The 14,130-nt window shown below is 36.4% G+C and carries 10 protein-coding genes; 7 read left to right on the top strand and 3 right to left on the bottom strand.

The genetic code is table 11. The features are described from left to right. Window positions 1-16: 16 nt before the first annotated feature. Complete coding sequence (locus BKM32_RS10265) at window positions 17-967, bottom strand: transporter (protein ID WP_253187450.1); 951 nt, start codon at window positions 965-967, stop codon at window positions 17-19. A 195-nt stretch (window positions 968-1,162) separates the two neighbouring features. Between BKM32_RS10265 and BKM32_RS10270 the strand changes: the two genes are divergently transcribed. The 4 genes from BKM32_RS10270 to BKM32_RS10285 are packed head-to-tail and all read left to right on the top strand — an operon-like array spanning window position 1,163 to window position 6,647. After that, window positions 1,163-1,447: a DUF4834 family protein gene (locus tag BKM32_RS10270; RefSeq protein ID WP_076663721.1), complete on the top strand. Its 285-nt coding sequence runs from the start codon at window positions 1,163-1,165 to the stop codon at window positions 1,445-1,447. Window positions 1,448-1,476: 29 nt separating this feature from the next. Beyond that, window positions 1,477-3,900, top strand: a complete 2,424-nt coding sequence (locus BKM32_RS10275) for a YfhO family protein (RefSeq protein ID WP_076663722.1) — start codon at window positions 1,477-1,479, stop codon at window positions 3,898-3,900. Then, window positions 3,887-5,170, top strand: coding sequence for a glycosyltransferase family 4 protein (locus BKM32_RS10280; RefSeq protein ID WP_076663723.1), 1,284 nt, complete (start codon window positions 3,887-3,889; stop codon window positions 5,168-5,170). Before BKM32_RS10275 ends, BKM32_RS10280 begins: the two co-directional genes overlap by 14 nt. Window positions 5,171-5,186: 16 nt before the next feature. Then, window positions 5,187-6,647: a lipopolysaccharide biosynthesis protein gene (locus tag BKM32_RS10285; protein WP_076663724.1), complete on the top strand. Its 1,461-nt coding sequence runs from the start codon at window positions 5,187-5,189 to the stop codon at window positions 6,645-6,647. A 93-nt stretch (window positions 6,648-6,740) separates the two neighbouring features. Here the strand turns inward: BKM32_RS10285 and BKM32_RS10290 are convergent, their stop codons facing one another. Then, on the bottom strand, window positions 6,741-7,808 hold the full coding sequence (locus BKM32_RS10290) for a hypothetical protein (RefSeq protein ID WP_076663725.1): 1,068 nt from the start codon (window positions 7,806-7,808) through the stop codon (window positions 6,741-6,743). 259 nt (window positions 7,809-8,067) lie between these two features. Between BKM32_RS10290 and BKM32_RS10295 the strand changes: the two genes are divergently transcribed. From BKM32_RS10295 to BKM32_RS10305, 3 genes are all read left to right on the top strand, one after another. Continuing rightward, window positions 8,068-8,772: a LytTR family DNA-binding domain-containing protein gene (locus BKM32_RS10295; protein WP_076663726.1), complete on the top strand. Its 705-nt coding sequence runs from the start codon at window positions 8,068-8,070 to the stop codon at window positions 8,770-8,772. Window positions 8,773-9,003: 231 nt separating this feature from the next. Further along, complete coding sequence (locus tag BKM32_RS10300) at window positions 9,004-9,858, top strand: hypothetical protein (protein WP_076663727.1); 855 nt, start codon at window positions 9,004-9,006, stop codon at window positions 9,856-9,858. Window positions 9,859-10,014: 156 nt separating this feature from the next. Continuing rightward, the gene (locus tag BKM32_RS10305; RefSeq protein ID WP_053977948.1) at window positions 10,015-11,082 is read left to right on the top strand and encodes a DUF3667 domain-containing protein; all 1,068 of its coding nucleotides are present in this window, start codon (window positions 10,015-10,017) and stop codon (window positions 11,080-11,082) included. A 152-nt stretch (window positions 11,083-11,234) separates the two neighbouring features. Here BKM32_RS10305 and uvrA read toward each other — a convergent pair whose 3' ends face one another. Further along, on the bottom strand, window positions 11,235-14,018 hold the full coding sequence (gene uvrA / locus BKM32_RS10310; RefSeq protein ID WP_076663728.1) for an excinuclease ABC subunit UvrA: 2,784 nt from the start codon (window positions 14,016-14,018) through the stop codon (window positions 11,235-11,237). Window positions 14,019-14,130: the final 112 nt, after the last annotated feature.

Consider the following 14,130-nt stretch of genomic DNA (forward strand, 5'->3'; position numbering starts at 1 on the left):
GTATTTGCCACTGTCATTAAAAATCTGTGTCTATTTTCTTTTTGTTTTTATTGGCGCGTTGCTTACGCTTCATTTCGTCTTTGGCCGAATTGTTGTTATCTGGCTCTTTGTCCTTGTGGAAATCAAATCTGTAAGACGCTCCAATATTAAAATTGAATACTGATGGTGTGTCTTTGGTATTCAAAGTAACGGCTGTATCTAACTGGAAATTTTTGTTCCAAAGATAAGCACCCCCAAATCTAAACAAATTATCGGCGTAAAAGTCGCTTTTGATACCTTGGGTTTCACCAAACAGTACCCATTGTTCGTTTAAGGATTTGGTTAAGGTGATGATATATTGAAAATCCGAATACTCAGAGCCTATTCTGTCTTTTATAAAATTCAAGACCAATACCCAACCGTTGGAAAAATTGTTTTGGGTGGCAATCATAATTTTTGGGCTAAAGCCTTCTACATCCGGTGCAGTATAGGGATTGTCCTTAGAATCGAAATTGGCACCAACATAGGCCGAAACAGCTGGAATTAACGATTTCCATTGAAATTTTCTGTTAGCATGGTAGCTATAAATATTAGGTTTGTCCTCTTGGTTTTTATAAGGATCATAAATTAAATATTTGGCACCAAGGGTAAAGTTTTTAAAGTTGGAGCGCTTGGTTTCCTCAGAAATGGCAGAGCGGTTATCGGTGAACTTGTCGTTTTGATAAACCCCTTCTAAATTGATTTCCAATTGCTCAAAAAACAGTCCGTAACGCGCCATAAAATCTACTCCAAAACCAGATACTTCGTATTGAAGAGGCGTGTGCTTTTCCTTCACATAATATGGCCCCATCTCGAATTGCAGCACATTGGTTCCAACAGAAAAAGCACTGCTAGAAACCCCTGGGCGGTTGGAGTTGATAACATCGGTATATTGAGCAAAGGATATGGAAGACGCCAAAAAGGCCAGTAATAATAAATAGGTTTTCATGGGTTTCATTTGGTACATAGCGTTTTAGAGGTTGGGCTTTGTTAGTGTACTGTTTGATTTCAAAACTACATAAATTTTTTCATTCTAATATGATACCCTTAAAACGATGGAGTGTCAATTCCATTTTATATTTTTTTTAAGGTTTTATGCGGGTGTTTAAGGAAAGAGAATTGTATTTTTGACAAAAAATAATTCATGTTGCAAACAGCATCTGCGGTGGGCCTTTTAAGAACAATATTAATAATACTGCTGATTTATTACGGATTGAAAATCCTTTCCAGGATTTTTGCGCCGCTTTTGGTGCGTTATATGTCCAAAAAAATGCAGGAACGTTTTGGAGGACAATTTCAACAGCAACAACCAAATAGAAAAGAAGAAAAAGAAAAGGTAGGGGAAACGGTCATTGACAAGATGCCCAAAACCGATAACGCTTCAAATAAAACCGTAGGAGAATATATAGATTACGAAGAAATTGATTAATTTTCGCAATCATTCGATAATATATATTCATGCATTTTCCAATTAAAAGAATTCTTCCACACCTACTGGTTTTAGTAGGTTTTATTGTTGTTTCATTAGCATATTTTAGCCCAGTTTTAAAAGGAAAGGAAATCTTCCAAAGTGATATTATGCACTATAAGGGGATGGCCAAACAACAAAACGATTTTAGAGAAGAATCGGGCACCGAAACTTATTGGACCAACAGTGCCTTTGGAGGCATGCCAACATATCAATTAGGTGCCCATTATCCACATAACTACATCAAGAAATTAGATTTGACACTTCGGTTTTTACCAAGACCAGCCGATTATCTATTTCTATATTTTATAGGGTTTTATATCCTATTATTGGTATTAAAGGTGGACTTTAAGTTAGCTGGACTGGGAGCTTTGGCCTTTGGTTTTTCAACCTATCTTATTATTATTCTGGGAGTCGGTCATAATGCCAAGGCGCATGCCATTGCTTATATGCCATTGGTTTTGAGTGGAATTTTACTCACTTTCAGAAAAAAATATATCGGAGGTTTTCTATTAACCGCCGTTGCTTTGGCCTTGGAAATCTGTGCTAACCACTTTCAAATGACCTATTATTTACTGTTGTTGGTATTGATTTTAGGTTTGGCTTATTTGGTGGATGCTTATAGAAATAAGGAATTGCCACATTTCTTTAAATCCGTTGGAATCATTGCTGTTGCAGCAATTTTGGCTGTTGGGCTGAATGCCACGAACATAATGGCTACTCAGGAATATGTTAAAGAAAGTACCCGTGGTAAAAGCGAATTGACCATTAATGCTGATGGTTCTCCAAAAGAAGTTACCAGTGGCTTAAGTAAAGATTACATCACGGAGTACAGTTATGGATTGTTGGAAACTTTCAACTTGTATATCCCAAGATTTATGGGAGGTGGAAGTCACGAAGATGTAGGGCCAGATTCGGCCATGTATAAATTTTATACCAATATTGGGGCATCTCCGGTTGAGGCTGCGAGAGAAGTACAGGCCACACCAACGTATTGGGGAGACCAAAGCATTGTGGAAGCGCCTGCCTATATAGGAGCCGTAGTGTTATTTCTCTTTGTTTTAGCCTTGTTTTTTGTGAAAGGTCGCTTGAAATGGTGGCTTGTGGGTGGTTCTATACTATCCTTATTATTGTCCTATGGAAAGAATTTAGGGTTCCTAACAGATCTATTTATAGACTATGTCCCATTATATAATAAGTTTAGAGCAGTTAGTTCTATTCAGGTGATTTTGGAATTATGTATTCCTGTATTGGCCATTTTGGGACTTACCCAATTATTTAAAAATGAAGACGACAAGGAAACCAAGGAAAAGGCCTTAAAGTATTCGGCGATGATTACGGGTGGTTTGGCTTTAGTTTTCTTATTGTTTAAATCTTATTTCTTGGATTTTGTGGGAGTAAATGATGGCTATTTCCGTCAGGCTTATGGCGAGTATGGACAAAGTTTTGTAGATGCCCTAAGAGAAGATAGAAAGTCTATGTTTAATGCAGATACCATCAGAACGTTGGTTTTGGTACTATTGGCTTCTGGGACTATTTTCTTATTCCTTCGCGAGAAATTATCTCAAGGGAAAGTCATTTTGATAATGGCTTTATTGATTGCTTTTGATTTGGTTGGGGTGGATAGACGCTATGTGAACAATGATAATTTTGTGTCCTCTTTAAAAGTGAACAATCCTTATCAAGCTTCTGCAGTAGATCTGGAAATCATGAAGGATCAATCACATTATAGAGTGTTTGACTTAACTTCAGGAGGGGCTAGAGCTTCTTATTTCCATAACTCTTTAAGTGGGTATCATGCGGCGAAATTGGGACGTTATAATGAATTGTATGAATTCCATGTGTCCCGAAACAATATGGAAGTGCTCAACATGCTGAATACAAAGTACATCATAGCACAAGATGAAAAAGGAAATGTGTTTCCTTACACTAATGAAGAAGTCAATGGTAATGCGTGGTTTGTTTCGGAGTTGAAGACTGTAGAAACCGCCAATGAGGAAATGTTGTTATTAGATAGTTTGAATACCAAAACTACGGCGATTTCTTCTTTGCCAATTGAAGCGAAAAAATTTACGGTAGATTCTTTGGCGACCATCACTTTAACTGATTTTAAACCGAATTACTTAAAATATACTTCTAATAATTCAAATGACGGTTTTGTAGTGTTTTCTGAAATTTACTACGGTCATGGTTGGCAGGCCTATGTAGATGGGATTGCTGCAGAACATATGAGAGTAGATTATGTCTTGCGAGGAATGAACGTGCCATCAGGCACGCATACCATAGAGTTTAAATTTGAACCTAAAGTAATAGCTACTGGTAGCAAGATTTCTTTAGCGAGTTCTGTAGTGTTGGTATTATTACTTATTGGAGGTGCAATTTTTGGATATAAAAAAATGAATGAACGTGCCTAAAAAAGCACTCATTATAACATATTATTGGCCTCCAGCTGGCGGACCTGGGGTACAACGCTGGTTGAAATTCGTAAAGTATTTGCCACAATTTGGTGTGGAACCTATCGTGTTTTGTCCGGAGAACCCCAATTATCCCATTGTGGACCAAAATATGTTGAATGAAGTTCCGGAAGGCACTAGGGTTTTAAAACTTCCTATTAAAGAACCGTATCGTTTTGCCAATTTCATTTCAAAAAACAAGGCTAGTGAAATTAGTTCAGGAGTAATTCCAAAAGCCAAAAAGCAATCCTTTGTTCAAAAGCTCTTGCTGTATGTACGTGGAAACTTTTTTATTCCGGATGCCCGTAAAAGTTGGGTAAGACCTTCGGTTGAATTTCTTTTAGAATATATTTCAAAGAATGACATTGAAACGATTATAACCACAGGGCCTCCGCATAGTTTGCATTTAATAGGAATGCAGTTAAAGGCTAGGTTAGGAGTGACTTGGATTGCAGATTTTAGGGATCCTTGGACGACGATTGGCTATCATAAGGAACTGAAGCTTTCAAAATCATCCAAGGAAAAGCACTTAAAATTGGAGCAGCAAGTGTTGCAAACTGCCGACCATATTTTGGTAACAAGTAATAACACCAAATTGGAGTTTGAAACCAAAACGAGCCAGCCCATTACCGTAATCACCAATGGATATGATACTCATAAGGTAGCTAGACCAGAGAAGGATAAAAAGTTTACGATGTCCCATATTGGGTCTTTGTTGTCTCAACGCAATCCTGTTCAATTTTGGAAAGCTATTTCTGAATTGATTGATGAAAATGAAGACTTCCGTAAAGTGATTCAACTTAATTTGACAGGGGTGGTTAGCGACGATGTATTGCAAAGCATTTATCATCACAACCTAAAGGAGTATGTTCACTTGCAGGGATATGTGCCGCATACCGAAGCTATAAAAGCTCAAATGCAATCGCAGGTGCTGTTGCTAATTGAAATAGATTCTGAAGACACCAAAGTGATCATTCCAGGGAAATTATTTGAGTATATGATTTCCAACACACCAATCATTGCAATTGGGCCTATGCAATCCGATGTGGAGCGCATCATTAAGGAAACCAATACGGGACACTATTTTTACTACAATGAAAAGCAACGTATAAAGTCGCAAATATTATTGTATTTTGAAGCTTACAAAGCAAATTCTTTGGTAACACAGCCTATTGGTTTGCAACAATACAGCAGAAAATCATTGACTGAAAAACTGTCGAAACTAATTTAAACCAACCTGAACTTCTATGGGAATTGTCATTAAACAATCCTTTAAAAACACAGTCAGTACATATCTAGGATTTGGTATTGGTGCCATCAATACTTTGTTTTTGTATACCAATTTCATTTCTGATGAATATTACGGATTGGTTGGTTTTATATTGTCTGCAGCCAATATCATGATGCCTTTAATGGCTTTTGGGGTACAAAACACCATGATTAAGTTTTATTCTACCTATAAAACTAAAAATAGCATCAACAGCTTTTTAACCTTAATGTTGTTTCTGCCTTTGGCAATGGCCATTCCAATAGGGGTTATTGGCTTTTTTGCCCATGATATGATTTCCAATTGGCTAGGTGCCGAAAATGCGATTGTGAAAGGTTATGTATGGCATATTTTTATCACAGCTGTAGCTATGGCCTATTTTGAAGTGTTTTTTGCTTGGGCCAAAGTTCAGATGCAAACGGTTTTTGGAAATTTCATGAAGGAAGTTTTCCACCGAATAGCAATTATGATCCTCCTATTTGCCGTTTATTTTAACTGGCTTACCGTAGAACAGTTTATAAATGCTTTGGTGGGTGTATATGTGTTAAGAATGGTGGTGATGAAACTATATGCTTACAATGTGCGTTGGCCGGTGATTCGATTTAATAAAATTGAAAATCTGAGCGCTATTTTAAAGTATTCGTCACTTATCATCATAGCAGGTTCTATTGCTACGCTTATTTTGGATATCGATAAGTTCATGCTGGGGAAATTACGCCCCGATATTGAAGAAGTGGCCTATTACAGTGTGGCCATTTTTATTGCAACGGTTATTGCGGTGCCTCAAAGGGCGATGCACCAAATTATGATGCCTTTAACCGCAAAGTTGTTAAATGATAAAAACATGGTGGAGCTAAAGGGACTTTACCAAAGGTCCTCACTAAACCTATATGTAGTAAGTGGCTTGATTTTTTTGTTGATTGTTTTAAATATCAATGAACTATATTTAATTATTCCAAAGGAATTTAGAGAAGGCTTGTTGGTAGTGTTTTTGATTAGTGCAGCTAAGTTGTACGATAATGTAATGGGAAATAATAACGCCATTTTATTTAACAGTGATTATTATAGAATGGTCTTGTTTTTTGGAGTTTTGTTGACCATTTTAATTGTATTGTTGAATTTAGCCTTCATCCCTAAGTATGGAATGAATGGTGCAGCAATAGCCACTTTTATTGCAATATTTATTTATAACTCTATAAAAATCTACTTTGTAAAATTGAAATTTGGTATGTGGCCCTTCACCAAAGAGAGTCTGGTGTTAAGTTTGGTAATTCTCGTTGGGTTTGCAGTCTTCTATTTTTGGGACTTTCCATTTCATCCCTTAATCAATATGACCTTAAAGTCTTTATTGATTGTGTTAGGCTATGGTCTATTAGTTTTCAAGCTTCACATTTCGGAGGACATTAATAGTGTCGTAAAAAAGTTTCTTACCAAAATCTAAATAAGGTATAAAATAAGAAAACCCCGTGAGGTGCTTTGAGGCATACTTCTCACAGGGGATTTCTAACTAACCAACCAAAAAGTCGTCTATATGTTATCTTCTTCCAGAACTTCTTTGAGAAGCATTGCTGCTTGCTCTTTTCTTTGAAGAAGTAGTGTTTCTACTTTGTGTTACTTGAGCAGATCTATTGTTAGTTTGTCTGCTAGTATATGTACGTTCATTAGATCGATTTGGTTGTTTCGATTCTAATTTTTTTCTTCTTTCTGTAGAAGTACTAACGGTTTGTCTAGAATTGGTTGTTCTAGTTGTTTGTGTTCTAGAATTTTGACTTCTATTGTTGTTATTTGAAAAATTTGCAGTTCTTCGCTCGTTGGTATTCACTTGAGAGCGGTTTGTACTTCTATTATTACTGTTATTGGTCCTAGTTACCTGTCTTTGCGGAACAGCTTCTTGTCTATATCGCTCGTGAGTTCGTGCTTGTTGCGCATTGGTTCGTCTAGAATTGTTGGCAACAGCACTTCTGTGTCCATTTACATTCACATGTCTTACATTATTATGGTAAGGTCTGTAATAAGTATGTCTTACCGGTGTATAATATCTTCTGTAAGGTTGCGGACTTACCATGCAATAATTGTAGGTTGGAACTACATAATATCTATGCCAAGGGCGGTATACATAGGCTCTATTGTACACGTTAATGTAACCAGTACAGTGGGTATAAGTTCTGTAATTGTTGTAGTGAACATATAAACCGCCTATTCTCGCAATGCGACCAAAATTGTTGTAAAATATGTTTACGTTTCCTGCACGTACAATTCTTCCATAGTAATCATAGAAAATTGGCACATGTTCAATTTGAATGATGGCTCCAAAATCGTCATACTGAATATATGGGCTGTAGTTGTATCCAGAATTGAAACTAATGGAGAAGTTTGGAGAAGTGAAAGCCACATTTACATCGGGGCCATATTTTGGAACATAAAAATCAAACTGTCCATCAGGAAATACCGAAAATTCAATGCCATCCTCCATAAAGATAAAAGAGTTGCCATAACCTCCCACATACGTATGGGAAACTGTTGTATTGTTAAAAGTAGATGTTGCGTTTACAGATACCCCTGCTAGAAGTAAACTCGTAAATAATAAAATAATCTTTTTCATATTAGAAGATTTTAAGGGTTCGGTTTATACAAAACAAACAGCGTGCCAAATATGATTTGATAATTAAATGAAATAGAGAAAATTATTTTAAAACATTCGATTTTATTTAGCTATAGCCTTGTTTATTAGATGGATATTTGTTGAATTATATACTGAGTGATACCAGTTAAAATCCATATAATTAAAAAAAAGTATCACATAATTTATAATTATGTAACTTTAGAATAGCTAACTGCACTTCTGTGCTTTCTAACCAATCATGATCTGTAGATGTTTGATAGTAGATGATGAACCTCCTTCAATTAAAATTTTGAAGGACCATATTGCATCTATTGAACAAATGGAAGTGGTGGGGGTATTTAGTTGTGCCCAACATTCTTTTGATACATTGGAAGGAGAACAGGTAGATTTGCTGTTTTTGGATGTAGGCTGTTTAGGTTTACCCGTTATGGAATTTATGAAAATCCATAAAAATACACCTAAGGTAATCTATATGTCTTCCCATAAAAACAAACCAATAGAGGCTTTTCAGTTGGAAGCATTGGATTATTTGTCCAAACCTATTTCTTACGATAGGTTTTTGGAGGCGGTAAAAAAGTACACCAATGGTTATTATTTTGACCTTTCAGCAGAAGGAGCTTTAAACAAGGAATTTTTGTATTTCAGGGCACAACGAAAAACGGTTAAGGTAATTTTGAAAAGCATTCTTTACATAGAAAGTTTTAAGGATTATATCATCATCCATCGTGAAGATCATCCTGAGCTCAAAGTGAAGCAGTCCATAAGCGTCACCGAAGCCATTTTGCCAAAACACTTATTTATTCGGACACATCGCTCGTATATTTTGGCGATTAAAAAAATTACGGCGTTCACCAATTACGATATTGAAATAGGGAAGGTGTCCATTCCCGTGGGAAGTAGTTATGGCCACGTTATAGATCAATTGTATGAAGGAAGGGTATAGTTTTTTCATTTTATCTTTTAAAAACATGTTTCTATCCACCAAACCATATCCTTTATCTATCACAACGATTTACACTTTTTAAATTACCTATTTTTATGTAGTAATGGAGTTACTATTCTTTTACAAAACTCTCTTCCTAAGGTATTCTAATAATGGTAAGTAATATCATGAGTCGCTGATATAGCTCATGATTTGTTTTGCTTGAATATTATAATTCTAATACCAATAATCATGAAAAAACGTTGCAGTTGTGCTACTGTATATCTTTGGATATTTGTGGCTTTTTTGATGTATTCCTGTTCTACTCAGGAAACAGATTTAATTGAAGAATCCGTTGTGTCAACACCAACGGAAAATGTTCCTTCAGCCAAGCGAGAGGCTGATAAATTACTAGTATTTAAAGGGCCTCAGGTTGCTTTTGGAATTGGGAAGGTAAGATCTTGGGTAAGTGTGGATGACAATGATTTTCCTGTGGCATTCGGCATTGAAATTACCCCTGAAGCATTGGGAGATTTAGAAAGTTTGCCAGAAGATGATGCAATTACTTCAATTCCTCTTCATTTAAAGGCCAAACAATTGACGGCCTTTGAGCATATTACCCTTAATTGGGAACCAATGGGGCATGCACCGGCCTATTGGATTCCTCATTTTGATGTTCATTTTTTTGAGATTCCTGAAGAAGAACGCTTGCAAATCCTTCCGTATGATGACAATAATCAAGCTATTGTAGATGCTGTAAATGTGTTCCCCGATGTGAATAAAATGCCTGTGGGCTTTTTAAAATTACCAGGACAATTGGGGTATTATCCATATGCTGGAAAGCATTGGTTGCCTTTTGATTTCTTAGCAGTAAACAATGACTTTGACACAGGAATCATTCATGGTTCATATAATCAAAAACATGTGTTTGTAGAAACTAAGTTTGCTTTGGACTTTTTACAAACTGCTACAGAGTTTACTTCAGATTTTACCCAGCCCTTGCAGTTTGAAAACCCAGGAAGCAACTATCCAACGAAATATAATATGGAAATAGATAGTAAAACTGGGCATATTTTTATTTTCCTAAGTGATTTTGTGGCTAGGTAAGATTCAATGAAAATATGAATTTGGAAAGACCTTATTTAAGGTCTTTTTTATGCGGTTAATTTAATTTGTGGTTTAGTCATTTTAATCCATGCGTTTAAATATGTAGTAAAATTCTTTTTTATTACTTTTAACTTATTAACCGCCAAATTATAGCAGATGAGTGAATCTGAGATTACTTGTAAAAATTGCGAAAACGAATTTGATGCCAATTTTGAGTTTTGTCCGTTTTGCGGTCAAAAGGTAGATGAGCAGTTAACTTTAGGAGTCTTGTTCTACAATACCATTAGTAATTATTTTTCTTTCGATGCTCGGTTTTTCAAGAGTTTCATTCCATTAATGACAAGACCCGGCTATTTGGCGAGTAAATTTATAGGAGGGAAGCGCTTATTGTATTTACATCCAGCACAGATGTATCTGTTTATTTCCGTGATTTTTTTCTTTGTATTCTCATTTGTGACTCGCGAACAAACCCAAAAATTGGATACCGCTTTAAAAACGGAATTTGAACATAAACAAGAATATATAGATTCCATCAAGCAAGCTGTTTCAGATTCGGTGAAAGTGGCGGAGGTGAATCAGAAGTTAAAGGATTCCAAGGTGGGCTTTCAACTGGATGAATCTGGATTTAAAGTGTTGGATTCCATAAAATCTTCCGAAGATAAAAAGGTTGTGAAAACAGGATTTAATTTTAATCAGGAAGCCATAGATTCATTAATTGCTTCGGGAGCTTCAGATGAGGAGATTTACAAAGAAATGGGCATGGACGACGATAACAGTGCTTTTTCTAGACGTCTGTACCATCAAGCATTAAAGTTTTATAAGAATAGAAGCGGAGGGTCTATCCTTCAGGCTTTCTATGATAGTATCCCCATTTCCATGTTCATTTTGCTTCCAATTTTTGCTTTGATTCTAAAAGTGTTTTTCTACAGAAAAGGGAAGTATGCGCACCATTTGGTGTTTACTTTTTATTTCTTTTCGTTCTTGTTTATGGTGTTTAGCATTTTGGTAATCTGCAATCTAATTTGGAAGGGGTTTCCTGGTTGGATCAACAGTGTCATTATGTTTTCAACCTTCTTTTATCTGTGGATAGCTATTAAACGATTTTATGGGCAAGGATGGTTTGTATGTTTTTTAAAGAGCAGCACCATTTCTTTTGCTTTCTTATTGTTTGTAATTCCGTTGGCTGTGATAGTAATGGGACTTACAGCATTTCTATTTTACTGAAAAAGCTTGCCTCAAACTAATGAGACAAGCTTCCTGCTATATGTAGATTAATAAATTAAAGGGGTTTCAATAACGTTGCTCTTTTCTTTTAAAGAGGGCTGCAAGATACTGTATTTTAGAGGAATAAAAAGTCTAATAATTGTTAAAATCGATTAAAGTTTTTCTTTGAGAAATTTACCTGTAATCGAGTTTTCGTTTCTTACAATTTCTTCAGGAGTCCCAACAGCTACTAGTTGTCCACCTTGCTTTCCGCCTTCAGGACCTAAGTCAATAATAAAATCGGCACATTTTATAAGATCCAAATTGTGTTCAATAACAATTATGGAATGGCCTTTGGCAATAAGTGCCTGGAATGACTTGAGTAGTTTTTGAATATCGTGGAAATGCAGTCCTGTAGTTGGTTCGTCAAAAATAAATAGTGCATTATCACTTTTACTTCCTTTTCCCAAGAAAGAAGCCAACTTAATACGTTGAGCTTCTCCACCAGAAAGTGTAGATGAGCTTTGTCCCAGGGTTACGTAGCCCAAACCAACATCCTGAAGTGGTTGCAGTTTCGATTGGATTCTGGTTTCTTTAGTTTGGGTGAAAAATGCAATGGCCTCGTCAATTGTAAGGTTTAAAATGTCGTCGATACTTTTGCCTTCAAACGTCACTTCCAAAATATCCTTTTTAAAGCGCTTTCCGTTACAGGTTTCACAGGTTAGGTGCACATCGGCCATAAACTGCATTTCAATAGTCACTTCACCTTCACCTTTACAGGTTTCACAACGACCACCATCTACATTGAAACTAAAGTGTTTAGCTTGATAGTTACGAATCTTGCTCAGCTTTTGAGAAGCAAACAACGCCCTGATATCATCATATGCCTTAATATAGGTAACAGGGTTGGAGCGCGAAGACCTTCCAATTGGGTTTTGATCAACAAACTCCACATGTTTGATATTTTTAAAGTTGCCCTGAAGCTCAGTAAATTGACCTGGTTTCTCACTAAAATCGGTTAGTTTCTTTTGAATGGCGGGATAGAGAATCTTTTTGATCAAGGTACTTTTTCCACTACCAGAAACACCAGTAATTACCGTGAGCATTTCCAATGGGAATCTTACGTCGATATTTTGAAGGTTGTTTTCTCGGGCGCCAAGAATATCAATATGGTATTTTGAAGTACGTCTTTTTTGAGGAACTTCAATTTCCAATTGTCCATTGAGGTATTGGGCCGTTAACGAATTGGACGCTAGGATATCCTTGTAAGTACCTGTAGCCACAACTTCACCTCCAAAAGTCCCTGCTTCGGGGCCTATATCAATAATTTCATCTGCAGCATTCATGATATCTTCATCATGTTCTACCACAATCACCGTATTGCCCAAATCACGAAGGGCCTCCAATACTTTTATAAGTTTTTGGGTGTCTTTTGGGTGGAGTCCTATACTAGGTTCGTCCAGAATATACATAGAGCCTACCAAACTACTTCCAAGAGATGTAGCAAGGTTAATTCGTTGACTTTCTCCTCCAGACAAGGTGTTGGAACGTCTATTTAAGGTTAAATACTCAAGTCCTACATTTTTTAGGAACGATAAGCGATTGGTGATTTCCTTCAGCAATCGTTCGGCAATTTTTGTATCGTATTCGTTTAGTTCAAGAGTATCAAAAAAATCAGCTAATTGATTTAATGGCAATTCTACTAAATCCGTTATGGTTGCCCCTCCAATTTTTACGTAATTAGCTTCAGGTCTTAAGCGTTTTCCGTGACAAGTACTGCATTTGGTTTTGCCTCGATAACGGGATAACATGACCCTGTTTTGGATTTTATAAGCTTTGGCTTCAAGTTCTTCAAAAAAGGAATTCAAGCCTTCAAAATAGCTATTACCTTCCCAAACCAATTGTTTTTGCGCTTCGGATAATTGATAATAAGGTTTATGTATAGGAAAATCGAATTTATGTGAGTTGTTCACCAATTGATCCCTGTACCAACTCATGCTTTCACCTCTCCATGGGAAAATGGCATTTTCATAGATTGATAAGCCTGTATTGGGGATGACCAAATCTTCATCGAGACCAATAACATCTCCATAGCCTTCGCATTTAGGACAGGCACCGTAAGGATTGTTAAAGCTGAACAAATGGACGTTAGGCTCCAAAAAGGTCATATCATCCAGTTCAAATTTGTTATTGTAGGAACGTTGTTCTGCGTTGGAAAGAGATTCTACTGTACAGGCACCCTTCCCTTCAAAGAAGGCAGTTTCAATGGCATCGGCCAATCGGTTAAAGAAGTCCTCTTCATGCCTTACAATAACGCGATCCACAACCAAAACAATATCCGAAGTCAATCCTTTTTGAAGGGCATCTTCAATTCTAAGGACCTCGTCTTGATATTTTACTCTGGCATACCCTTGTTGCTGTAACACTTTAAGTTTGTTCTCCATCGTGCGGCCCTCTTCAAGAATAATAGGAGAGAGCAGCAACAATTTTGCGCCATCTTCAAATTGTTTGATATATTCCAAAACATCCTGTGTGGTATGTTTCTTTACCTCATTTCCGGAAATGGGAGAGTAGGTTTTACCAATGCGAGCAAACAAGAGTTTTAAATAATCGTAAATTTCAGTGGTGGTTCCTACCGTAGAGCGCGGATTTGTAGAGTTTACTTTTTGTTCTATGGCAATGGCAGGGGCAATTCCCTTAATAAAATCTACTTTCGGTTTATTGAGCCTCCCTAAAAACTGGCGGGCATAACTGGACAGACTTTCAACATAGCGTCTTTGTCCTTCAGCGTAAAGTGTATCAAAGGCCAAACTGGATTTTCCAGAACCAGATAGCCCTGTGATTACCACTAATTTATTCCGTGGAATAATAACATCAATATTTTTTAAGTTGTGAAGTTTAGCACCTTTAATGATGATATTCTCTTTTGGATTTACTTCGGAAATATTAATGTTCATAATGCCTTTTGCTAATAGATTTGCAAAGATACTACAAGTATTTTATCTGAATAAATTAATTTGATATTGATAAAGTTGAACGGAAAATCCTAAAATATTTCCGGTAAAAATT

Source organism: Mangrovimonas sp. DI 80 (assembly GCF_001975575.1).
GTDB classification, from domain to species: Bacteria; Bacteroidota; Bacteroidia; order Flavobacteriales; family Flavobacteriaceae; genus Mangrovimonas_A; species Mangrovimonas_A xylaniphaga.

What these genes read in the sequence shown, in the direction of transcription:
- BKM32_RS10265 (WP_253187450.1), bottom strand. Translation starts at nt 967, where the DNA reads ATGAAAACCTATTTATTATTACTGGCCTTTTTGGCGTCTTCCATATCC.
- BKM32_RS10270 (WP_076663721.1), top strand. Translation starts at nt 1,163, where the DNA reads ATGTTGCAAACAGCATCTGCGGTGGGCCTTTTAAGAACAATATTAATA.
- BKM32_RS10275 (WP_076663722.1), top strand. Translation starts at nt 1,477, where the DNA reads ATGCATTTTCCAATTAAAAGAATTCTTCCACACCTACTGGTTTTAGTA.
- BKM32_RS10280 (WP_076663723.1), top strand. Translation starts at nt 3,887, where the DNA reads ATGAACGTGCCTAAAAAAGCACTCATTATAACATATTATTGGCCTCCA.
- BKM32_RS10285 (WP_076663724.1), top strand. Translation starts at nt 5,187, where the DNA reads ATGGGAATTGTCATTAAACAATCCTTTAAAAACACAGTCAGTACATAT.
- BKM32_RS10290 (WP_076663725.1), bottom strand. Translation starts at nt 7,808, where the DNA reads ATGAAAAAGATTATTTTATTATTTACGAGTTTACTTCTAGCAGGGGTA.
- BKM32_RS10295 (WP_076663726.1), top strand. Translation starts at nt 8,068, where the DNA reads ATGATCTGTAGATGTTTGATAGTAGATGATGAACCTCCTTCAATTAAA.
- BKM32_RS10300 (WP_076663727.1), top strand. Translation starts at nt 9,004, where the DNA reads ATGAAAAAACGTTGCAGTTGTGCTACTGTATATCTTTGGATATTTGTG.
- BKM32_RS10305 (WP_053977948.1), top strand. Translation starts at nt 10,015, where the DNA reads ATGAGTGAATCTGAGATTACTTGTAAAAATTGCGAAAACGAATTTGAT.
- uvrA (WP_076663728.1), bottom strand. Translation starts at nt 14,018, where the DNA reads ATGAACATTAATATTTCCGAAGTAAATCCAAAAGAGAATATCATCATT.